This window comes from Rathayibacter tritici (genome assembly GCF_002932875.1).
GTDB classification, from domain to species: domain Bacteria; phylum Actinomycetota; class Actinomycetes; order Actinomycetales; family Microbacteriaceae; genus Rathayibacter; species Rathayibacter tritici.
In genome coordinates this window covers 63,597-84,880 of sequence record NZ_PSWS01000026.1, presented here as the reverse complement: position 1 = coordinate 84,880, position 21,284 = coordinate 63,597, and the positions used below count along the sequence as shown (strand labels likewise).

Here is a 21,284-nt window from a genome sequence, read left to right as displayed (position 1 = left end):
GGGCGGGGGGCGGGGGGCAGGTGCGGACGTAGGATCGGTGGCATGCCGCAGATTCGGATCAGGGAGGCTGCCGCCGCGCTGGGCGTGAGCGACGACACGCTGCGGCGCTGGATCGAGAACGGGGCGCTCGCGAGCGCGAAGGACGCCTCCGGGCGGCGGGTCGTGGACGGCCTCGAGGTCGCCCGGCTCGCCCGCGCCACCGCGGTGCTGCCGGAGGATCCGTCGCCGGTCGCGCGCTCGGCCCGCAACCGCTTCGTCGGGATCGTCACCGACATCGTGATGGACACCGTCATGGCGCAGGTCGAGCTGCAGTGCGGACCGCACAGGGTGGTCTCGCTGATGAGCAGCGAGGCGGTGCGCGAGCTCGGACTCGAACCCGGATCGCCCGCGGTGGCGGTGGTCAAGGCGACGACGGTGATCGTCGAGACGCCGCTCGCGCGGGGCTGATGCGCACCGGCTCCGGTCTGCCGCGCTGGGTCGTGGCGGTCGCCGCGCTCGGCGCCCTGCTGGTGCTGTTGCCGCTCGTCGCGATCCTCACCCGGGTCGACTGGCCGCAGTTCCTGCCGTTGATCACCTCCGACTCCTCCGTCGCCGCGCTCCTGCTGAGCCTGCGCACCTCCGCCGCCGCGACCCTGCTGTGCCTGCTGCTCGGGACGCCGATGGCCCTGGTACTCGCGCGCACCGCCTTCCCCGGGCAGCGCCTCCTCCGCTCGCTGGTGCTGCTGCCGCTGGTCCTGCCGCCGGTGGTCGGCGGGCTGGCGCTGCTCTACACCGTCGGCAGGATGGGCCTGCTCGGCGGTGCGCTGGAGGCGGCCGGCATCCGTATCGCGTTTTCGACCACCGCCGTGGTGCTCGCGCAGACCTTCGTGGCGCTGCCTTTTCTGGTGCTGACGCTGGAGGGTGCGCTGCGCAGCGCCGGCGCCCGGTACGAAGCGGTCGCCGCGACGCTGGGCGCCTCCCCCGCAACGGTGCTGCGGCGGATCACGCTGCCGCTGATCCTGCCGGGCCTGGCCTCGGGCGCCATCCTCTCGTTCGCGCGGGCGCTGGGCGAGTTCGGTGCGACGCTGACCTTCGCCGGGAGCCTTCAGGGCACGACGCGCACGCTCCCGCTCGAGATCTACCTGCAGCGCGAGAGCGACCCGGACGCGGCGGTGGCCCTGGCGCTGGTACTGGTGGTGGTCGCCGTCCTCGTGATCGGGCTCGCGCACGGCCGTTCGGCCCGGGGGGTGCCGCGGTGAGCCTGCGGTTGGAGGCGCGGCTCGCGGCACGCGGGATCGACGTGCGGATCGACGTGGCCGAGGGCGAGACCCTCGCCCTGATCGGCCCGAACGGCGCGGGCAAGTCGACCGTACTCGAGCTGATCGCCGGGCTCGCCCGCGCCGATGCCGGCCGGGCGAGTGTGGGAGCGATGCTGCTCTTCGACGACCGCCGCTGGACGCCTCCGCACCGCCGCCCTGTCGCCCTGCTCGCGCAGGATCCGATGCTGTTCCCGCACCTGAGCGTGCGCGAGAACGCGGCGTTCGGGCCGCGCAGCGCCGGGGTCGGGCGGGCGGAGTCGCGCGCGCGGGCCGAGCGCGAGCTGGCCGCCGCAGGGGTGGCCGACCTGGCCGACCGGCGCCCGGCGAGCCTCTCCGGCGGGCAGGCGCAGCGGGTGGCCCTCGCCCGCGCGCTCGCGACCGATCCGCGCCTCCTGCTGCTCGACGAGCCGCTGGCCGCGGTCGACGCCCGGGTCGCCCCGGCGCTCCGGCGGATGCTGCGCGAGGTGCTCGCGGAGCGCTCGGCGATCGTGGTCACCCACGATGTGCTCGATGCCTGGACGCTTGCCGATCGGGTGCTGGTCCTGCACGGCGGGCGGGTGGTCGAGGAGGGCCCGACGGCCCGGGTCCTCACGCGCCCGCGCACCGGGTTCACCGCGCAGCTCGCCGGGCTCGACCTGCTCACGGGCGTGCGCACGGCGACGGGGCTGCGCATCGCCGAGGGGCACGAGCTCGCCGGAGTCGCGGCCGAGCCGATCGCGGTCGGGGCCGCGGTGCTCGCGGCGGTCCGCCCCTCCGCCGTCTCAGTCGGCGAGGTGCGCGAGGTGCGCGAGGTCCGCGCGGGGGAGAGCGGAGGCGACGGCGGCGAGTTCGGCGACGCGGGAGGCGTGCGCGCCGTGATCACCGACGTGGAGCAGCACGGCGACGCCGTGCGGGTGCGCAGTGCGCTCCTCGGTGCCGACATCGCCCCAGCGGACGCGGCGCGACTCGACCTCGCCCCGGGCCGCGAGGCCCGCTTCAGCGTCAGCCCCCGGTCGCTGCTGATCTACCCGGCCTGAGCCTCGGACGCCACCGACGCCCCGCCACAGAGCGGAAGTCGCACTCGCAGCCGCGCACCCGCGAGCACCGGCGAGTCCGAGAGCGCCAGCGATCCTCCGTAGACCGCCAGCTGCCGATCCAGCCGGCTCAGGCCCGAGCGCGTCGAGCCCGCGGCGACTCCGCTCCCGTCGTCATCGAGGGTGAGCACCACCACGCCCGCCTGCACCGCGCCCCGCACGCGCAGCGACGAGGCACAGCCGTGCTTGAGCGCATTGGTGAGGCCCTCCTCGACAAGCCGGACAAGCAGCAACCGCTGATCCAGCGGCGGCTCGCGACCCTCGGCGGAGAGCTCGGAAATGCGTCCGAGATCGAGATCGACGGCGATCTCGGGTGGGAGACGCGCGAGGAGGTCGCGCACGGCCGCGACCAGGCCGTGGTCGATCTCGACGGGGTAGAGGGCGTGGCCCACCGTGCGCACCTCCTCCTCGCGCAACCGGTCGAGGCGGGCGGCGATCGCGAGCAGGCGGGCCGAGACGTCCGGATCCGCGGCGCTCGCGACCGCGTGCAGTTCGGCGGCCAGCACCACGAGGCCGTTCTGCAGCCGGCCATGCAGGCTCTGCGCCACGTCCCGCCGCACCCGCAGCTCCTCGCGCTGAAGCGCCTGCACCGCCTCGATCGCCTGCACGCGGGCGCGGGCGTGCTCCCGCTCCTTCTCGCGCACCCGCCGCGCGGCTCGCACGAGCAGGTAGCCGTAACCGCAGATCAGCGCGACCACCACGGACCCCACGACCAGCTCGATCACGATCGCGGGGAGGGCGGCGATCGGGTAGATACCCGTCAGCACCTGGAGGGTGCAGCGCACGACTCCCACGCCTACCGCGATCAGAGCTGTCCGGGCGATTCGGTCGCCGCCCGCGAAGCGCTCCGGGCGCAGCAGCGCGACCAGAGCGATCGCGAGCGCGATCGTCGAGACGTTGACCAGCACGCGCGTCGTGACGTCGAGCAGCGGGCCGGGATCGATGCCCCGGAGCGTCTGCGACAGGATGCCGAGCGCGAAGACGGCCTGGAGCGCGGCGAGCAGCGAGAGGACCCCGCCGAGGAGGGCCATCGCACCGAGGACGATCCGGTTGTCCTCGCGCGCATCGCCCGGCTCGGCAGTCATCCGGTGTGCTCGAGGAACTGGAGGGTCGCGTCGACCCGCGGATTCCGCTCGCCGTCGGAGCGGACGCCGAGCGCGGAGTAGATCGCGTTGACGTGGTTGTCGACCGAGCGGACCGCGATGCCCAGGCGCTCGCCGATTGCGGCGTTGGTCAGGCCGGACGCGAGACCCGCGAGCACCTCGTACTGGCGCGGGCTGAGGGCGGCGACCGGGGAGTCGCGGCGGGCGGACCGGGCGGCGACCAGCGCAGGATCGAGCACGGTGCGGCCGTCCGCGGTCGCGCGCACGGAACTCAGCAGCGCGGGGGCTGAGAGGGAGGAGCTTTTCGAGAGGTAGCTCCAGCCGCGCGCCTCCGCGCGGTCGAGGCGGAGGAAGCGGTGCATCGCATCGACCGCCGAGAGCAGGACGATGCCCAGCCCGGGCGCGGTGATCCGGAGCCGGCGTCCAAGGTCGATGCCGTCGCCGTCACCGAGCTCGATGTCGAGGATCGCGACGTCGAGTTCCGCAGGGCGCAGCACCGACCGCGCCTCCGCGGCGGAGCCGGCCTCCACGACGCTCCGCACGCTCGGGATCGAGCGCAACAGCGAGGTCAGCATGTGGCGGTAGAGAGGTTGGTCGTCGACGACGGCCAGCCTCAGCTCCGAAACGCCCCCCACGGATGTCATTGGCCCATCTTCACCCATACCGCGGACGTCGGGGCGTCCCTCGAAGAGGGAGTGTTGCCGGGGATCCGCGCCGCCCTCCGACGTGGCAGCGGCTCCTCGCCCGCGCGGGGTTCAGGAGTGACGGCGCCGGGTGCACGGGGCGGATCGCGCGGCGAGGCGGGCCCGGTTCAGGAGAATCGAACACCCGTCAGCGCGAGCCCCGCGGCCGCCGCAGCGATGGCGAGCGCCGCCGTACCGATCCCGTAGCCCAGGCCGGCCGCCCAGCGCCGCTCGAGCAGCAGCCGCGCGGTCTCGACGCTCGCCGTGCTGAAGGTGGTGAAACCGCCGAGCACGCCCGTCCCGAGCACGGCCCGCCAGACCGGGTCGAGGACCCCGGCCAGGACGAGCCCGGTGACCACCCCGAGCAGCAGCGACCCGCTGACGTTGATCAGCGCGGTGCCGACCGGCCAGCGCGCGGGCACGAGCGAGCGGGCGATCGAGTCGACCACCAGCCGCGCCGCAGCGCCGACTCCGCCCGCGAGAGCGACCGCGACCAGCAGACCCGGCGTCATACCGCTCCCCTCCGGCTCCCCGCGACCGCAATGCCCAGCGCGGCGGCGAGCACCCCCAGCACGAGCGAGCCACCGGTGTACGCGAGGTACTCGACACCGTGCCCACCCTGCAGCAGCGCAACCGTGTCGAGCGAAAAGGTGCTGTACGTGGTGAAGCCGCCGAGCACACCGGTGCCGAGCAGGAGGCGCAGAGAGCGGCGGCGACCGTCGTCCGATCCCCGCCGCGCCAGCGCCTCCAGCAGCAGGCCCAGGAGGAACGCACCGGGCAGGTTCACGACGAGCGTCGCGACCGGCACGACCCCCAGCGGGGGCAGCGCGGCGCCGATCGCCGCACGAGCCGCCGTACCGACCGTTCCGCCCGCCGCGACCAGGAGAATCTCAGCGGGCCGCAGGTGGAGGGGCCGCGTCACTCCGCGAGGTCCCAGGGCGCGGGACGCGAGGTGTCGCGGTCGGCGCGCGGGACGACGAGAACGGGACGGTGCTGACGGTGGGCGAGGTGGGCGGCGACACTGCCGCCGAGAAACTCCGCGATGCTCGCGAGTACGCCCGCGTCGCGGGTGCCGACCACGATCATCCGCGCATCGACCTCGTCGGCGACCTCGGCGAGGGCCAGCGCCGGCTCCCCGCGGACCGCCCGCAACGACCAGGCCACAGGACTGTCGTCGAGCTCGCGCTCGACCGTCTCGCGCAGTTCGGGCGGGACGGCCGGACCGTCGCCTCGATCGGCCCCCGCCCCGACGAAGCCGATCGGGACGCCGCCGGTCATCGGATCGACGTACTCGCCGACGAGGTAGGGATCGGCCGAGACTGACACGAGCAGCAGCGCGGCTCCGGCATCGGCGGCGACGCGCTCGGCGGTGCGCAGGACCTCGGGGCGCTGGCCGTCGACGACGCCGACGAGGACGGGCCCGGTCGGGGCGGGTGCACTCGGGATCGGTGCGCTGGGGGTGGGTGCGGTCATGAGAAGCTCCTTCCCGGTTGCGCCCCATCCTCCCACTGCGCGGGCGCGCGAAGCCGGAACATCCCTCCTGATCCGCCGTGATCGTTCCGTTACGCAGGGGCCTCGGGCTAGAGTGGCTCCTCGCCGGATGCCCTTCCGGCACCCGGCCGTGTCATCACTGCCACCCCTGTCGAAACTGTCACCCGAGGAGAACGCACGCGTGTCGAAGCCAGGCATTCCCACCCCTGAGGAGAGTGCCGGCACCCGGAGTGCGCCCCGGACGCGACGGGAGGCCCGTGAGGCCGAGCGTCGCGCCGCTGCGGCCGCCGCGGAGCAGACCGTAGTCGCGGGCGGCGTTGCGTCCGAGCCAGCCGCCGCGACCGCGTCCGCCACTGCTTCCGCCGCCTCCGGCGTGCCCGCCGCCTCCGCTACCCCTGCGTCGGTCGATACCGCCTCCCCCGACGTCGATGACGCGGCCGCCGTCGCGACCGCTCGGACCGTCTCGGTCGACGTCCCCGCGGTCGCCTCCCCCGCTTCCCGATCGAGCCTCGCCGCACCCCGCCGCGCCGCCTCGCGCCCCGGCGCACCCCGCGCCGCCGAGCCGGCCCGGACTCGCGGCCTCAGCCGCCGAGCCCTCGCGTTCGGTACCTTCTCGGTGGTCGGCGGCCTCTTCGCCACCGCCGCCATCCCCGCGTACGGTGCCCGCAGTGCCTCCGCCACCGCAACCGGCCGCGCCGCTGCGGACCGGGTCGGCCTGCAGAATCTGACCGTCTCCTCCGACGCGACCCGCCAGACCGCCGTGCGTGACGCCTTCGCCGCTCCAACCAAGGCGCAACTCGACGAGGCCAGCCGCCAGGCGGCGGTGCTCTCCGGCTCCAACGGTGGCGAGTTCTCGACCGTGCAGACCCGCGCGGCCGGCGACGACTACCCGTGGCCCTACGAGACCATCGACGACAATGGCGGCGGCCTCTCGCCGCTCGGCTACTACTACCGCGAGTGCGTCGACTTCGTGGCGTGGCGCCTGAACCGCGACGCCGGCCGCACCTCCGCGCCGTGGAAGTACACCTGGGGCAACATCACGCCACTCGGTGGCAGCGCGTACGAGTGGCCGGACAACTGGGCTGCGAAGGGCTGGGCGACCAGCAGCGTCCCGATCGTCGGTTGCGTCGCGTGGTGGACCTACAACCACGTCTCCTACGTGCAGAAGGTCAACGACGACGGCACCGTGCTCCTCGAGGAGTACAACTACGGCGGCAAGCACAGCTATGTGACCCGCACCTTCCCCACCGCGAAGGTGCCGCTCTTCCTCTACCCGCCTGTTCTGTAGCGCGTGCTCCGGCGCGCGAGCACGGCGAGGAGTGCGGCGAAGGCGGGCGACGAGGTCGACGTGGCTGGTGTCCGCGAGCTCGTGCAGGCGCACGCCCGGATGGCGGTCGGCGGAGCGGCGGCTGTAGGCGACGGGCACGTCCTCGTCGAGGGTGCCGTGGATCAGCGTGGTCGGCTGCCGCGAGCACGGCCAGGACGTCGTCCCCGGCGCCCGCCCCTCCGCCTCCCCCATCCCCCCAGTACCTCCCCGCGAGATGCCACTTATGTGCGCGACACGCCGAGGAAAACGCGCATAAGTGGCATCTCGCGGCGGGCGATCGAGGAGGATCTCCTCGAGGTCGACCCGGCGACGGCGGTCCTCCAGCAGGCGAGCGTTCTGCCGCGGCCGACGGGCGGGCTCAGCGAGATGCTTCGGTTGTGGAGCGCCAACGCGATCCCGCGGCCACTGTCGGCTTCGCGGTGGAGGAGATCGCCGACGGCTCTCTCGCGGGGTATGTGACGCTCTGGGGCGGCGCCCTTCCACACCGGTACGCGACCCTCGCCATCGTCCTCGGCCCGCACGCTCGCGGTCGTGAGCCCGCCGCGCGTCAGGTGACGTTGATGAGCGTGCGCTGCCAGCCGGAGGAGCCGTCGGGCGCGACCGGCGCGCGGTCCTCGATCTGGACCAGGCCGTTCTTGTCGACCGCGCGGACCGCGACGTAGTGCGAGCCCGGCTGGGCCTCCCAGTCGACGTACCACTGCACCCAGGTGTCAAGGTTGACCGGGGTCGAGAGCGTCGCCTCCTGCCAGTCGCCGCTGTCGATGCTCACCTCGACCTTCTCGATGCCGATGCTCTGCGCCCAGGCGACACCCGCGATCTTGGTGGCACCCGACGCGACGGGCGCGCCGATCCGCGGGGTGTCGATCCGCGAGGACATCTTGATGGGGGCCTCAGCGGAGTAGCCGCGCGGGGTCCAGTAGGCCTGGTCGGCCTCGAAGGTGGTGACCTTCAGCTCGGTGAGCCACTTGGTGGCCGAGACGTAGCCGTAGAGACCGGGCACGATCATCCGCACCGGGAAGCCGTGCTCGAACGGCAGGGGCTCGCCGTTCATCCCGACAGCGAGGATCGCATCGAGGTTCTCGTCGGTCACCGCGCTGATCGGGGTGGACGCGGTGTAGCCGTCGCTGCTGGTGGAGAGGAGCATGTCGGCTCCGCTCTGCACACCGGCCATCTTCAGCACGTCGCGGAGCGGGACGCCGAGCCACTTGGCATTGCCGACGAGGTTGCCGCCGACCTGGTTCGAGACGCAGGTCAGGGTGATGCCGTATTCGTCGAGACCCATATCGAAGATTTGCTGAAGGTTCAGCGTCACCTCGCGGTCGACCATTCCGGAGATTTTCAGCGACCAGGCCGACGGGTCGAGGTTGGGCACGGTGAGGGCGGTATCGACACGGTAGAAGTCGGCGTTCGACGTGTAGAGCGGGGTGATGCCGTCGATGTCGAGCTCGGCGCCGGCGGGCACCGAGACGGAGCTGCGGGGGGACGGCAGGCGGAGGGCGTTGCGGACGCCGGCGAGCGAGGAGGTCGCCGCGTTGACCAGGCGGGCTCCGGTGCCCACGACGGCCGCGCCGACGGCGGTGATCAGCGCGATGCGGAAGAAACCGCGGCGCTCGAGCGCCCCCGGACGGGCCTCGGAGGATGTTCCCCTCGCCTCCGAGACCCGTGCAGCGCGCCAGCCGCGCAGGCGCGTGAAGAGCAGGTGCATGACGAGAACGGCGACGACGAGGCCGACCAGAGTGGGCACCGCGGCGAGCGGAGCGGCACCGGCGCGGGTGACGATGGCGGCGATCGAGAGGCCGCCGGCAATGATCAGCAGTACCTGGCCCAGCGGCGGGCGGATGAGCTGGAGCACGCCGGCGATCGCGGCCGCGACGACAACGGCGGCGCCGATGCTCCCGAGGAGGAAGGTCTTGTCGTTCTCACCGAAGGTCTCGATCGCGAACTCCTTGAGGGGGCGCGGGACGATGTCGACGACGAAGGAGCCGAGCGCGAGCACGGGGCTCGCCGTCCGGGCGACCGCGAGGGCGACGAGCTCGGCGACGGCGAGGAGGACTCCTCCGGTGATGATGCCCGCGAGAGCAGCGAGCAGGAGGTATCGCGCTCGGTGCTCGCGCACGGGTGCCGCTGTCTGGTTCATACGGGAGAGTTTTCACCTGCGACCTGCCGATTCCCAGGGTGTCGCTAGTTTGGTCGTGTAATTGCATTTTTCATAACGAACAGGTAACGCGGCGTCCATTCAGCGGCGCCGGTCGAGAGCCGCGCGGAGGTACGCAGCCGTGCGGCTGCCCGCCGCCTCCGCCACCTCCTCCGGCGTCCCCGTCGCAACGACCGAGCCGCCCGCGCGGCCCGCTCCCGGCCCGAGGTCGATGACCCAGTCGGCGTCCGCAACCACGCGCATGTCGTGCTCGACCACGATCACCGTGTTGCCCGCGTCGACCGACGTCCGGAACGCCGACCTGGTCGATCAGCCGCCGCGCATAAGGGGCGACCGACTCGAGGTAGCGGCGCTGCGCCTCCGCATAAAGCGTGCCGAAGGCGAGCGAACTCTTCCCCGATCCGGAGACGCCGGTGAAGGCGACGAGGGCGTCGCGCGGCACGTCGACGTCGATGCTCCGGAGGTTGTTCTGGCGGGCCCCGCGCACGCGGACGCGGTCGTAGGAGTCGGTGGTTCCTGGCGCGCTCATCCCTCCAGCCTGCCGTGCCCGAATGTGGGCGGCCCGGGCCTGCTCCGGCGGGTCAGGACCACCCGGTGTGCGCCGAGGCACCGTCGAGGCGGCGGGGCCTCAGCGAAGCGGCGGCGGCTCGGCCGTTCGCGCGAGCACCGGCGGACGAGCCGAGCGCCTCATCCCACTCCCCGCCGAACGAGGAGGAAGGGGATCAGGACGTCTCCCGCACCTCGCTCAGGGACGCCGACGGCCGGTTCTGCGCCACACAGCAAAGACGCTCAGCCAGAACGCGGCGTAGATGATCAGGACGGAAAGAAGCTCCCACGACAACCCTGGGGCAGTCACGACCTGCATCACGACGTGAACCGCGACGACGGGAGCCAGCACGAGAGTGGCGAAGAGGGCCGGGGACATCCGTCTGTTGGCAGTCATTGGCAGCTGAATCCGGTCGGCCCCGCGAGGGGGTAGATCCGCGCCGTCTCGACGCGGGCGAGGCGCGTCAGCGACTCAGCAGCTGCGCGGCTACTCGACCAGCACGACGGCACGACTGCTCGATCGGCGCGGGTCAGCCGCAGGTGAGGGCGGGGTGGTTCGCGGTGACGGTCGCGGTGCGGCCCGCGTCGTCGGTGCCCGCCACGGCGACCGTCGTGGATCCGGTCGGAACGCTGGTCTGGCGGGTCGTCAGGGCGGTGGCGGTGCTCGCTCCGCCGGCGAGCGCGGTGACCCGCTTCGCCGTGGCGCCGGTACCGATGGTGATGTCGACGGGCAGGTCATCCGCATTCTTCACGACCGTGGTCACCACGACCGTGCCAGCGACGCAGCGCGCGGCTGAGGTCGCCACCGGCTGTAGCGGCACCGTCGACGCCGGAGCGCCGAGTGAGACGCGGAAGCGTTGGCAGTCGTTGTTCAGGACGCTCCACTGGCCGATCCGGGTGCCGTTCTGCGCCGAGCAGTTCGACAGGTCGAGCGCCTTGCCGCTGTGCGCGGCCCGCAGCTCGACAGTGCCGTCGTTGCCCGGGCGGAGGCGCCAGCGGCTGCCCGCGACGCCGCACGCGCCCTGGGTGACGGTCGCACCGTCGGCGGTGGAGCCTCCGGTGACCGCGAGACACGGAGCGGCGGCGGAGACCAGGTGCATCTCGAGCGCTCCGTCGGGGGCGGAGCCGAAGGTGACGCGCTGGCAGGGCGAGCCGAGCCAATCCTGCTGCTGGAGCACCGCGTTGCCGGCCGTGGAGCAGTTCGGCAGGTCGACGGTCTTGCCGGTGACGAACGAGGTGACGGCGACGGGTCCGGCGGGGCGGAGCACCCACTCCTGAGCCGCCGCGGAGGTGGCGGCCGCCTGGCGCACGGTCGTCCCGGACGCCTCCAGCAGCGTGCCGCTGGCGCGGTTGGTCAGGGTGGAGTAGCCGCCGGTGGCCGGAGCGACCGTCCACTGCTGGCAGCCGGTGGTGAGCCACGCGGACTGCTGGAGTCCGGCGGAGCCGGTGGCGCAGCCGACCGGGCCGAGCGCCTTGCCGCTGGAGGCGTTCATCACGCGGAGGGCGCCCTCGCCGGTGGCGTCGAGCATCCAGTTCGCGCGCGGGCTGGAGCAGGGACCCTGCACGACTCCGGCGCCGTCGCCGCTCTGCGCGGAGGAGACGGTGACGCACAGGCCGGTACTGCGGCTGACCAACTGCCAGGGTGCGCCCTCGACCCGAGCCGTGAGCGGCGCGTTCTCGCCGCTGGGCACGGGGATGCGGGCCGAGGTGCCGAGCGGAGTGCCGAAGTCGGGCTCGCCGTCGGCGGTCCAGTCCACGATGTGCGCGCGGGCCGAGCGCTGGCGGCTGCAGCCGTCGTTCGGGCCGGGGTTCGCGTGGTAGAGGTTCCAGGTCTCCGTGCCGTCCGGCGAGTCGAAGAAGTCGTTGTGGCCGGTACCGAACTCGCCGTTCGCCGTCGAGAACACGGGGCCGTCGCTCTTGGTCCAGGAGGAGGCCAGCACCGGGTCGCCGGTGCCGTCGTACTCGAGGGTGCCGAGCTGGTAATCCTCGGTGCCGCAGAAGCTCGCCGAGTAGACGATCCAGGTGCGGCCATCCTTCTGCAGCGGGACGGGGCCCTCGTTGACGGGGGCGCCGATGGTCTCCCACGGCTCGGTGGGCGACGAGAGCACGGTGAGGGGACCGCTGGCGGTCCACGGGTTGGACAGCTTGGCAATGTAGTTGTTCTGCAGCCGGTTCGGCTCGGGCGAGAACGCCGACCAGGTGATGTAGAGCTCGCCGTTCAGCTCGAGGTAGGCGCCGTCGATGTTCCAGTCGTCGGTGGGAATCGGCCGACCCTTGTAGGTGTACGGGCCCATCGGGTCGTCGCCCGCGCTTTCGATCACCTGGAGGTGCTGACGGTCGACGTCCCCCTCGGCCCCCATCGTGTACATCAGGTACCAGCGCCAGCCGTTCGGACCCTGGAGCCGCTGCAGCTCGGGCGCCCACATGGCGGCGTTCCGGCCGGGGTTGGTGTCGGTGTAGACCGTGGTCGGAGCGGTGGTTCCCAGCGCCGCGAGGGTGGGCGCCTTGCGCATCACGACGCGGTTGTCCCATGTAGTCGCGACCATGTAGTAGTTGCCGTCGTGGAACTCGATCGTCGGGTCCGCAGTATCCGGCGCGATCGGGTTGGTGAAGGTCGGCTCGCCGAGGGCGACAGCCGGTGAGGCGACGGTGAGGGGCAGGGCCATCACCGCGGCGAGCAGGATCATCAGCCCGGCGGTGAGGCGGCGCCGGAGCCCCGCGGCTCGGGGGCGCTCGGCGTCGGAGCGCGTTGGTCCGGTCGTCATCGTGACTCCGTCGTCAAGGGTGGGGCCCGGAGGCGCACCGTGGGCGGCGCGCCCCCGGGAGTGCGGGGCTCCGACGCCGGAGCGGCCTCGGGAAGAAAGGCTCTGCGGCCTCGGGAGGGACGTACCGCGCTTCGCAGGACTCGGCGGTACCTCCACCTCGAGGTCTCCGACACCGCCTGCTGTGCGGTCCTGTTCACGGTAACAGGCAACGTGCGTGCACTCAACGGCCCCCATTCGCGGGGCGTTTCCCTCTCCCGCAATGGTCCGCCGCCGCGGAACCGTTCATAACGCAGGATAAATTTGGTTCGGCCGCCGGGAACAGGCGGATCGAGCGCCCTGCTCCGCCATCCTTCCTGAGTTGTGAACCGCGCGACCGCGGCGAGCGCCGGAGCGCCGCGACCGACGCTCTCAAGCGGAGCGAGCTGGGCCGAACCCTCCCGGAGGGTGCCGGGATGCCCCGCACCCGGACGTCGCGCAGCGCCCTCGCCTGGGCGGGAGGCTCTCACCGGTCCACGCCTGATGCTCGCGCTCAAGACGGCGCTGGCGGTGGGCATCGCCTCGGCCGTCCGCCGCGTTCAGGCGCGTCTGCAGCACGACGGCGAGGAGACCACCTGACTCCTTCCGCCCAGCACGGCGCACGGTTGCCACGCCTGCTCGGCGATATCCCGCTCGGCCGGGAGGCAGGGGGCGCCGCCGCGGGAGCGGGACGCGCCCCCGGCAGAGACCGGCAGCGCATTCTTCTACCATTCAGCGGGTCACCGGACACCGCTGGGTAAGAAGAAGAGGGGCACGGAATCGTGAGTATCGTGCTCGTCATCGACGACGACCCCCACCTCCTCTTCGGCATCAGGGTCGCCCTCGAGACCGACGGACATCGGGTGGTCACGGCCGCCGACGGACGCGCCGGCCTCGCGGCCGTGGCCGAGCACGATCCGGATGCGGTGGTCCTGGATGTGAACATGCCGCTCCTGGACGGATCCGCGGTGTGCCGCGCGCTCAGGGTTGTCGGTGACGACGTGCCGGTGATGATGCTCACCGCGCACGACAGCGCTCCTCTCCGCGTCGCCGGACTTGACGCCGGGGCTGACGACTACCTCGGGAAGCCGTTCGACGTGGACGAACTGCGAGCCCGGGTGCGTGCCCTGATCCGTCGCGGCGCGTCAGCCTCCGCAGCACCCCTCTGGCGCGGCGTCGCTCTCGACACGCAGCAGCGACGGCTCACCGGCCCCTCGGGCGAGACCGAGCTGACGCGCCTCGAGACGCTCATCGCCGACCTGCTGTTCCGCGATCCCTCGCGGGTGCGCACCAGGGATGAGTTGAGCGACGCGGCCTGGCCGACCGGCCGCGCCCCCGCCTCGAACGCGCTGGACGTCACCGTCAGCTCCCTGCGCAAGAAGGTGGCATCCGCCACCGGCGCGCCTGCGATACGCGCAGTCCGCGGCCTCGGCTACCGGCTCGAGCCGTGACCGGCGTGCGGAGCGGATCGCTGCGACACCGCCTGGCCGCGGTCGTCGCCGGGGCGGTCGCACTCGCCGTCGTTCTCGTGGCCGCCCTGACCTGGCTCGTCGTCTCCGATCAGCTCCGCGGCTCTCTCGACACGGCGCTGGACCGTGAGGCGATTCGCGTGCAGCGCCTGCTGGTGTCGGATCCGGAGTGGACGGGCGGCCAGGGGTCCACCTGTCGCTACGTCATCGAGCCCGCCTGCGTCCGACGTGTCGATCGCATGTCCGCCGCCGCCGACGGCCCCCTGCGGACCAGCGCCCAGGTGCTGGCCGTGATCGACGGGACCTCACCGCGGGAGCGGTACACGTCAGAGGGGGTGCGGGTGCTCGTCCTGCCCGTGGGGGACGGCGGCGCAGTCATGGTCGGCCTTCCGACTCGGCAGACTGATACGGCTCTGGAGCGCACAGCACTCGCCCTCGCCGTGACGGGATCTGCGGGAGTCCTCCTCGCCGCGGCGTTCGGGGCAGCGGCCGCCACGGCAGCCCTGCGCCCCGTGCGGCGATTGGACGACGCGGTCCGCCGAGTCCGAGCCGAAGCGGACCCGCACGCACCCCTCGATCTCGGGCCGGACTCCGCTCGGAACGACGAACTGGGGCGCCTGTCCCGCTCGTTCACGGCGATGCTCGCCGAGCTCGCGATCGCTCAGGACGCGCAACGTGATTTCGTCGCCGACGCTTCTCACGAGCTGAGGACCCCGCTGACGACACTGCGGACGAACATCCAACTGCTCACGGGCGCGCACATCCTCGACGACGCGACGCAGGCCACCCTCCGCACCGCGCTCGTCGAGGAGCTCGACGCTATGGCGCTGACAATCGACGACCTCGTCGAGCTCGCTCGGGGCGACCGGGCACGTCCTCCCGCCCTGACCGCGGTGGAGGTCGTCGGCGCCGCTCGGGCGGCGGCGACCGCGGCCCAGCGCCGGTGGCCGAGTCCTGTCACGGTCGAGACCGCTGTCGAGGGCGTGCAGGCGCTCGTTCCGGACGGACGGCTCACCCGCCTCCTGGACGTCGTCCTCGACAACGCCGGTAAGTACGGTGCCGGTCGGCCGGTTCGGATCAAGGTGGACCTCGACGACGCTCGACGAGTGGTCATCAACGTCGTCGACCAGGGCGTCGGCATCCCCCGCGCCGAGCGCGAGCGCGTGTTCGAGCGGTTTCGGCGCGGTGCGGCCTCTCGCGGGACGCCGGGCTCCGGCCTAGGGCTGGCGATCGCCGCGCAGATCGTTGCGGATTCTGGGGGCCGCATCACCGCCGAGGACTCGCCGGGAGGCGGCACGACGATCCGGATCGTGCTCCCGGTCGCTTGACCTCACCTCCCCCTCATCCACGTCCCGGACGCTGAGCCCATGCTGCCCACGACCACGATCGCCCTACCGACGCCCGCTCCCCCCGTACGGAGACCGCGCACATCCGTGGGGCGCACCGCGGTTGTCGTCGCCGTGGTGACCCTGCTGCTGACGACGAGCGGACTGCTCCTCTCTCCTCGCCCGCTCGCCGCTCTCGGCGCACCGGGTTCCCTCGTCGGAACCCTTCTGCCGTGGTCGCTCTCCCTGGTCGTTCCGGCGGCTCTGCTGGCTGCCGCCCTGCGCTCGCGGGGGATCGCCGCCGGGCTGCTCGCCCTCGCCCTGACCTGGACCGCGATCTTCGCGCCGGCGCTCGTCGCGCGGATCGCCCCCGACACGGCGACGCTGTCGATCATCACGGAGAATGTGCACGCCGAGAACCAGGACGCGGCCGCCACCGCGCTCTCCCTCGCGGCGCGCCATCCGGACGTGATCGCTCTGCAGGAGCTCACGCCGTCGTCCGCGGAGGCGATCGCCGACGCCCTCGCGGGGCAGTTCCCCTACCTGTACCGCGTCGGGTCGATCGGAGTCTGGAGCACGCTTCCCCTCAGCGACGGGTCTCCTCTCGCTCTCGGCCTGAGCTGGAACAGGGCGCTGCGGGTCGACGTCGCCTCCGACGCCGGACCTGTCCGCCTCTACGTCGTGCACGCGGCCTCCCTCCGCGTGACCGGTGACGGCGGACGCGAGACGATGCTGACCGAGCTGCGCGCCGAGCTCGCCGACGACGAGTCGGATCGGCTCCTGGTCGCCGGCGATCTGAACGGCGGCTCGCTCGACCCCGTGGTCGCTCCCCTCCGAGACGCTGCCGACGAGGCTCCCGATCTGCGGCCGACCTGGCCTGCGGATGCTCCGCTCGTGCGTCTGGATCACGTCCTCGTGCGCGGCTTCGACAGCGCCGGCAGCGTGCTTCCCGCGAACGGGAGCGATCACCTCGGGGTGGAGATGCTTCTTCGCGCGCGCTGAGGCGCTCGGGTCAGGCCATCGGGATTGGCGAGCCGCTTCGCTGAGCAGAAGAGGGAGCCGGTCCATCAGTTTCCCCTCCCGCGTCGGCGAAGAAGAGCCGGCCTTGTCCTGGGCGTCCCGGTGCCGCACCATGAGCCGTGCGCGCTCTCCTCTCCCGCTTCCGGGTCGACCTCCTCCTGCTCGTGGTCGCCGCCTCCTGGGGCTCGACCTACTTCGCCGCGAAGGAGCTCGTCTCCGACTCCAGCGTGCTGGCGCTGCTCGGTTCGCGGATGACCCTCGCCGCCCTCTGCCTGGCCGCGATCGTCGTGGTGCGACGGCATCGGATCACCGCGGCGGAGTGGCGAGTGGGCGTCACCCTCGGCGGGCTGCTCGCGACGATCTTCGCGCTCGAGACCTACGGCATCGCCGGCACCTCGGCCACCAACGCGGGCCTCATCATCAGCCTGACCATCGTGATCACCCCCATCCTGGACTCCGCCGTGTCGAAGCGCCGACTCCCGGGCCGCTTCCTGCTCGCCTGCGTCGTCGCGGTCGTCGGAGTCGCGCTGCTCGCGGGCAACGGCGCCCTCCGCCCGCTCTCCCCCGGCGACCTGCTGATCCTCGGCGCCGCCGTCGTGCGGGCGGTGCACGTCACCTCGATGCACCGCCTCTCGGCCCGGGCGCCGATGGACTCCCTCCGCTTGACGACGGTGCAGCTCGGCACCTGCGCCGTCGTATTCAGCGCCGCCTCGCTCGTCGTCGGCGTGCCGATGCCCGAGTACGTCGCGGGGCTCGACCCCGTCGGCGCCGGCCTGTTCCTCTACCTCGTCCTGGTCTGCACCGTGTTCGGCTTCCTCGTGCAGACCTGGGCGGTGCGCCGCACCTCCCCGTCGCGGGTCAGCCTCCTGCTGGGCACCGAGCCGGTGTGGGCCGCGGTCGTCGGAGTCGCGCTCGCTCGCGATGCGATCGCGCCGGTCGGCTTCGTCGGCATCGCGTTGATCCTGGCGGGCACGGCCTGGGGGCGCTGGATCGAGCAGCGGATCGCGCCCGCGGTCGCCCCCGAGGCGCTACTCGTCCGGACTCCGGAGGACGAGCAGCCGCGTCCCGTCGAGCGCTAGTCGGCCCGAGCGCCGGCGCGGTCAAGGGTCTCCCGCTCGGGGCCGCGATGTGCGGGAATCGGGATGGCGTCCACTGTGGGCGCCGTCGGAGGAGGATCCATGTCGCTCAGCGTGCTGTTCATCGGCGGGACGGGCATCATCAGCGCCGCCTGCGTCCGCGAGGCACTGCGGGTCGGCCACGACGTGACCGTGCTGAACCGGGGCCGGACGTCGCTCCGGCCGTTGCCCGAGGGCGTCCGTGCGGTGCAGGCGGACGGCCGCGACCGCGACTCCGTCACCGCCGCCCTGGGCGACCGGAGCTTCGACGCCGTGATCGACGTCGTCGCCTTCACCCCCGAGCACGTGCAGCAGGACATCGACCTGTTCGCCGGCCGGACGGGCCAGTACGTCTTCATCAGCTCGGCCTCGGCGTACCAGAAGCCGCCGCGCAGCCTCCCGGTCACCGAATCGACTCCGCTGCGCAACCCCTACTGGCAGTACTCGCGCGACAAGATCGCCTGCGAGGACCTGCTCGTCGCCGAGTACCGCGCGAGCGGCTTCCCGGTCACGATCGTCCGCCCCTCGCACACCTACGACCGCACCGCGCTGCCGGTCGACGGAGGCTGGACGGTCGTCGACCGGATGCGCCGCGGCCAGGAAGTGGTCGTCCTGGGTGACGGCACGTCGCTGTGGACGCTTACGCACGCCGACGACGTCGCGGTCGGCCTGGTCGGGCTGCTCGGCGCCTCCGCCGCCATCGGCGAGGCCTTCCACATCACCGGCGACGAGACACCGACCTGGGACGAGATCCACCGCTGCCTCGCCGCGGCGGCCGGAGTCGAACCGCGCCTCGTCCACGTCGCCTCCGACGCGATCGCCGCGGCCGACCCCGAGCTCGGCGCCGGCATCATCGGCGACAAGGCGCACTCGATGGTCTTCGACACCGCGAAGATCCGCCGCCTCGTCCCGGCCTACTCCCCCTCGGTGCGCTTCAGCGACGGTGCGCGCGAGATCGTGGAGTGGTACGACGCCGATCCGTCGCGACGAGTCGTCGACGAGCGGATGAACGGGCTGTTCGACGCGCTGATCGAGCGGTACCGGCCGCGGCCGCTCTAGGCGGTCGAGTCGAGGCTGATCGGGCGACCTGAGGGGCTAGTCCGTCGGCGACGGCGCGAGGATCGGATCGAGCCGCACCAGGAACCCGCCCGGCACGCCAGGCTGCAGCTCCTGGTACTGGGACGGCACCCGGTAGGAGCCCTCGCCGACCGCCGTCACGGTGAAGGTGTCCTCGGTCCGCGTGCCCGCGAGGAACACCGTGTACACGGCCGTGCCGTCCTCCGTCGTACGCTTGCCTGCCGCTGCGCCGACCCAGCGGTGCCCGCCCGGATCGGCGGTCGCCGTCTCCCCGAGCGTCGCGTCCACCGCGGCCGGGTCGACGCCGTCGGTGCGGATCCCGTCCTGGCACTCGCGCCAGAGTCCGGTGAATCCGGGGTCGACGTCGGAGAAGCAGAACAGCATCGAGCCGTCGGGGGCGACGTGCAGGTCGCCGTAGTTGCCGACCACCTGCCCTGCGGGGGAGGCGACCGTGGTCTCGGGCTCGGGAGCGACCCCGGACTGCGGCGTGCACCCGACGAGCGCAAGGACGAGCGCCGCCACCACTCCCGCTCGCCACCTCATCCCCGCAACCTACTGCCCGCGAGCCGTCGGTGGGGCCGCGACTCAGGCTCGCAGCAGCTCCGAGACGAGCGTCTGCACGCGCCGCTTGATGTCGTCGCGGATCGGACGCACCTCGTCGAGGTCCTTCCCGTGCGGGTCGGCGAGGTCCCAGTCCTCGTAGCGCTTGCCCGGGAAGACCGGGCAGACGTCACCGCAGCCCATCGTGATCACGACGTCGGACGCCTGCACCTGCTCGGTCGTCATCAGCTGCGGCACCCCCTGCGAGATGTCGATGCCCTCCTCCGCCATCGCCCGGATCGCGACCGGGTTGATGCTGTCGCCGGGCTCGGAGCCGCCGGAGCGGACCTCGACGGCGCCGCCCGAGAGCGCGCGGAGATAGCCGGCGGCCATCTGCGAGCGGCCCGCGTTGTGGATGCAGACGAAGAGGACGGTGGGGGCGGCCATCGGGGCTCCTGGGGTCGGGGGCGGGTGCTCGAAGGAGCACGGGCGAGGGTAGCGCGCGCAGGCGAACGACTCGCGATCCACCCCTCCGAGCATCGGGGTCTCGAGCCGCCCACGGCCGCTCCTCGACCAGCATGAACGGGCGTAGCAGGATCGCCGCCGTCAGTCCCGCACACGGCGGTAGTGGCGGTTGCGGACCGCGAGGATCGCTCCTCCGATCACCGCCGCGAGGAACGAGCCGGCCAGGACGCCGACCTTCACGTGGTCGTCGGACTCGCTACCCGCGCCGAACGAGAGCTCGCCGACGAGCAGCGAGACGGTGAATCCGATGCCCGCCACGAACGCCATGCCGATCACGTCCGCCCAGCGCAGCGACGGATCGAGCCCGATACCGCGGAACCGGGTCACGAGGAACGTGCTCCCGGCGATTCCGAGCGGCTTGCCGAGCACGAGGCCTGCGATGATGCCGACGGCGATGGAGTCCTGGAACGAGTCGGCGAGGCCCGCGACGCCGCCGACCGTCACTCCAGCCGAGAAGAACGCGAACACGGGCACCGCGACCGCCGTCGACAGCAGGCTCCAGCGGTCGGCGAAGTGGGCGGCGAGGCCGTCGTAGACCGGCCGGCCCTCCGCATCCGCCCCTACCTGCACGCGGGCGCGCGTCGTGGCGACGACCGGCACCGTGAAGCCGAGCAGCACACCGGCGACCGTCGCGTGGATGCCCGAGGCATGCACGAGCGCCCAGGTCGCGACTCCGAGCGGGATCAGCACCCACCACGCGCGCACGCCGCGCTGCACGCAGACCGCGAAGACCGCCAGCGGCACCAGCGCGAGAGCGAGCATCAGCACGTCGATGCCGGCGGTGTAGAAGACGGCGATGATCGTGATCGCGATGAGGTCGTCCACCACAGCGAGCGTGAGCAGGAATGTCCGCAGCGCCGGCGGGAGGAAGCGGCCGACCACGGCGAGCACCGCGACCGCGAAGGCGATGTCGGTGGCGGCGGGGATCGCCCAGCCATCGAGCGCAGCACCGCCGCGAGGCAGGTTCACGGCGGTGAAGATCAGCGCGGGGACGGCCACGCCGCCGACGGCCGCGACGATCGGCACGAGCGCCGTCCTGGGGTCGCGCAGCTTGCCCGCGACGAACTCCTCCTTGAGTTCCAGGCCCACCACGAAGAAGAAGATCGCGAGCAGTCCGTCGGCCGCCCACGATCCGACGCTCAGCTCGAGGTGCAGGGCCTCGGGGCCGAAGCGAACATCGCGAACGGCCGTGTAGAGCGCGGAGGCGGGGCTGTTCGCGACGATCAGCGCGAGCAGGGTCGCGGTGAGCAGGAACGCCCCGCCGACGGTGTCCTTCTGGAGGGTCTGGCGCAAGCCCCTCCAGATCGAGTGGGGGGCCTGGTCGGAGGGCAGGGACTGGTGGGGCATGAGGGGTTCCGTCCGGAGGGGTGGGCGAGCGCGGGACGCGGCCGCTGACTCCGGAGGAGGGGCGGTCGCGGGTCAGGCGCGCGGCGGCGGGCAGCCGGCGATCTCGCCGTGCGCGTTCGTCCCCCATGAGCTGAGCCAGCCGTTGGTGCCCGAGGCGCGCTTGGTCAGCAGCAGCCGATTCGGGTACGCCGCGGCGGCGCGCGCGCGGGAGCGCGACAGCAACGTGGGAGAGACGGACACGATCTCAGGGTACCGGCGGGCCCTGGACGCCACAGGATGTTCACAACTCAGGAAGGATGGCGGAGCAGGGCGCTGGATCCGCCTGTTCCCGCCGGTCGAACCAAATTTATCCTGCGTTATGAACACAAGGAGCGTCCGTCGGCCTCCGGGGCTGCGCGCAACCCCGTCCC

22 protein-coding genes and 1 pseudogene are annotated in these 21,284 nt (G+C 72.5%); 9 read left to right on the top strand and 14 right to left on the bottom strand.

Annotated elements, in window-relative coordinates:
• Nucleotides 1-42 precede the first annotated feature (42 nt).
• Genes C5D07_RS04430 through C5D07_RS04420 form a run of 3 tightly spaced genes read left to right on the top strand, consistent with a single transcriptional unit; the run spans nt 43 to nt 2,314 of the window.
• A complete protein-coding gene (locus C5D07_RS04430) occupies nt 43-447 on the top strand; it encodes a TOBE domain-containing protein (protein WP_068256234.1) in 405 nt (134 codons plus the stop codon).
• A complete protein-coding gene (locus tag C5D07_RS04425) occupies nt 447-1,238 on the top strand; it encodes an ABC transporter permease (RefSeq protein WP_068256236.1) in 792 nt (263 codons plus the stop codon). Before C5D07_RS04430 ends, C5D07_RS04425 begins: the two co-directional genes overlap by 1 nt.
• Nucleotides 1,235-2,314: a sulfate/molybdate ABC transporter ATP-binding protein gene (locus C5D07_RS04420; RefSeq protein ID WP_068256239.1), complete on the top strand. Its 1,080-nt coding sequence runs from the start codon at nt 1,235-1,237 to the stop codon at nt 2,312-2,314. Before C5D07_RS04425 ends, C5D07_RS04420 begins: the two co-directional genes overlap by 4 nt.
• Here the strand turns inward: C5D07_RS04420 and C5D07_RS04415 are convergent.
• From C5D07_RS04415 to C5D07_RS16040, 5 genes are all read right to left on the bottom strand, one after another.
• Nucleotides 2,302-3,456 carry a sensor histidine kinase gene (locus C5D07_RS04415; protein ID WP_068256242.1) on the bottom strand — a complete coding sequence of 385 codons (1,155 nt, stop codon included), beginning with the start codon at nt 3,454-3,456 and terminating at the stop codon, nt 2,302-2,304. The two genes, C5D07_RS04420 and C5D07_RS04415, sit on opposite strands and share 13 nt — an antisense overlap.
• Complete coding sequence (locus C5D07_RS04410; RefSeq protein ID WP_068256244.1) at nt 3,453-4,118, bottom strand: response regulator transcription factor; 666 nt, start codon at nt 4,116-4,118, stop codon at nt 3,453-3,455. The genes C5D07_RS04415 and C5D07_RS04410 overlap by 4 nt, the downstream gene beginning before the upstream one ends.
• A 167-nt stretch (nt 4,119-4,285) precedes the next feature.
• Nucleotides 4,286-4,669 carry a fluoride efflux transporter FluC gene (locus C5D07_RS04405; protein ID WP_068256246.1) on the bottom strand — a complete coding sequence of 128 codons (384 nt, stop codon included), beginning with the start codon at nt 4,667-4,669 and terminating at the stop codon, nt 4,286-4,288.
• Nucleotides 4,666-5,079, bottom strand: coding sequence for a fluoride efflux transporter FluC (locus C5D07_RS16045; protein WP_068256249.1), 414 nt, complete (start codon nt 5,077-5,079; stop codon nt 4,666-4,668). Before C5D07_RS16045 ends, C5D07_RS04405 begins: the two co-directional genes overlap by 4 nt.
• Nucleotides 5,076-5,630 carry a universal stress protein gene (locus C5D07_RS16040; RefSeq protein ID WP_068256252.1) on the bottom strand — a complete coding sequence of 185 codons (555 nt, stop codon included), beginning with the start codon at nt 5,628-5,630 and terminating at the stop codon, nt 5,076-5,078. The genes C5D07_RS16045 and C5D07_RS16040 overlap by 4 nt, the downstream gene beginning before the upstream one ends.
• A gap of 199 nt (nt 5,631-5,829) precedes the next feature.
• On the opposite strand from C5D07_RS16040, the gene C5D07_RS04390 reads away from it, so the two are divergent.
• A complete protein-coding gene (locus C5D07_RS04390) occupies nt 5,830-6,936 on the top strand; it encodes a CHAP domain-containing protein (RefSeq protein ID WP_068256254.1) in 1,107 nt (368 codons plus the stop codon).
• Nucleotides 6,937-7,522: 586 nt separating this feature from the next.
• Here C5D07_RS04390 and C5D07_RS04380 read toward each other — a convergent pair.
• The 5 genes and pseudogenes from C5D07_RS04380 to C5D07_RS04365 form a co-directional block, all read right to left on the bottom strand.
• Nucleotides 7,523-9,112: a molybdopterin-dependent oxidoreductase gene (locus C5D07_RS04380; RefSeq protein ID WP_104258767.1), complete on the bottom strand. Its 1,590-nt coding sequence runs from the start codon at nt 9,110-9,112 to the stop codon at nt 7,523-7,525.
• Nucleotides 9,113-9,211: 99 nt separating this feature from the next.
• The gene (locus tag C5D07_RS15680; protein WP_167542315.1) at nt 9,212-9,388 is read right to left on the bottom strand and encodes a hypothetical protein; all 177 of its coding nucleotides are present in this window, start codon (nt 9,386-9,388) and stop codon (nt 9,212-9,214) included.
• A gap of 43 nt (nt 9,389-9,431) precedes the next feature.
• Nucleotides 9,432-9,659: pseudogene (locus tag C5D07_RS16035) on the bottom strand (hypothetical protein); the annotation flags it as partial.
• Between the two features lie 216 nt (nt 9,660-9,875).
• On the bottom strand, nt 9,876-10,073 hold the full coding sequence (locus C5D07_RS04370) for a hypothetical protein (protein ID WP_146076806.1): 198 nt from the start codon (nt 10,071-10,073) through the stop codon (nt 9,876-9,878).
• 133 nt (nt 10,074-10,206) lie between these two features.
• Nucleotides 10,207-12,441, bottom strand: coding sequence for a family 43 glycosylhydrolase (locus C5D07_RS04365; RefSeq protein WP_104258766.1), 2,235 nt, complete (start codon nt 12,439-12,441; stop codon nt 10,207-10,209).
• 797 nt (nt 12,442-13,238) lie between these two features.
• On the opposite strand from C5D07_RS04365, the gene C5D07_RS04360 reads away from it, so the two are divergent.
• The 5 genes from C5D07_RS04360 (at nt 13,239) to C5D07_RS04340 (ending at nt 18,444) form a co-directional block, all read left to right on the top strand.
• Nucleotides 13,239-13,907: a response regulator transcription factor gene (locus tag C5D07_RS04360; RefSeq protein WP_084416093.1), complete on the top strand. Its 669-nt coding sequence runs from the start codon at nt 13,239-13,241 to the stop codon at nt 13,905-13,907.
• On the top strand, nt 13,904-15,253 hold the full coding sequence (locus C5D07_RS04355; protein ID WP_104258765.1) for a HAMP domain-containing sensor histidine kinase: 1,350 nt from the start codon (nt 13,904-13,906) through the stop codon (nt 15,251-15,253). The genes C5D07_RS04360 and C5D07_RS04355 overlap by 4 nt, the downstream gene beginning before the upstream one ends.
• A gap of 39 nt (nt 15,254-15,292) precedes the next feature.
• Nucleotides 15,293-16,252: an endonuclease/exonuclease/phosphatase family protein gene (locus tag C5D07_RS04350; RefSeq protein ID WP_104258764.1), complete on the top strand. Its 960-nt coding sequence runs from the start codon at nt 15,293-15,295 to the stop codon at nt 16,250-16,252.
• A 137-nt stretch (nt 16,253-16,389) separates the two neighbouring features.
• On the top strand, nt 16,390-17,349 hold the full coding sequence (locus C5D07_RS04345) for a DMT family transporter (RefSeq protein WP_068256277.1): 960 nt from the start codon (nt 16,390-16,392) through the stop codon (nt 17,347-17,349).
• A gap of 99 nt (nt 17,350-17,448) precedes the next feature.
• Nucleotides 17,449-18,444, top strand: coding sequence for an SDR family oxidoreductase (locus C5D07_RS04340; protein WP_068256280.1), 996 nt, complete (start codon nt 17,449-17,451; stop codon nt 18,442-18,444).
• Between the two features lie 36 nt (nt 18,445-18,480).
• On the opposite strand, the gene C5D07_RS04335 is transcribed toward C5D07_RS04340, so the two are convergent.
• The 4 genes from C5D07_RS04335 to C5D07_RS15675 all read right to left on the bottom strand — a co-directional run bounded on the left by C5D07_RS04335 (nt 18,481) and on the right by C5D07_RS15675 (nt 21,114).
• On the bottom strand, nt 18,481-19,005 hold the full coding sequence (locus C5D07_RS04335; protein WP_146076805.1) for a hypothetical protein: 525 nt from the start codon (nt 19,003-19,005) through the stop codon (nt 18,481-18,483).
• A gap of 42 nt (nt 19,006-19,047) precedes the next feature.
• On the bottom strand, nt 19,048-19,449 hold the full coding sequence (locus C5D07_RS04330; RefSeq protein WP_068256285.1) for an arsenate reductase ArsC: 402 nt from the start codon (nt 19,447-19,449) through the stop codon (nt 19,048-19,050).
• 159 nt (nt 19,450-19,608) lie between these two features.
• The gene (gene nhaA / locus C5D07_RS04325; RefSeq protein ID WP_104258762.1) at nt 19,609-20,874 is read right to left on the bottom strand and encodes a Na+/H+ antiporter NhaA; all 1,266 of its coding nucleotides are present in this window, start codon (nt 20,872-20,874) and stop codon (nt 19,609-19,611) included.
• A gap of 72 nt (nt 20,875-20,946) precedes the next feature.
• Nucleotides 20,947-21,114, bottom strand: coding sequence for a hypothetical protein (locus C5D07_RS15675; protein ID WP_170063502.1), 168 nt, complete (start codon nt 21,112-21,114; stop codon nt 20,947-20,949).
• Nucleotides 21,115-21,284: the final 170 nt, after the last annotated feature.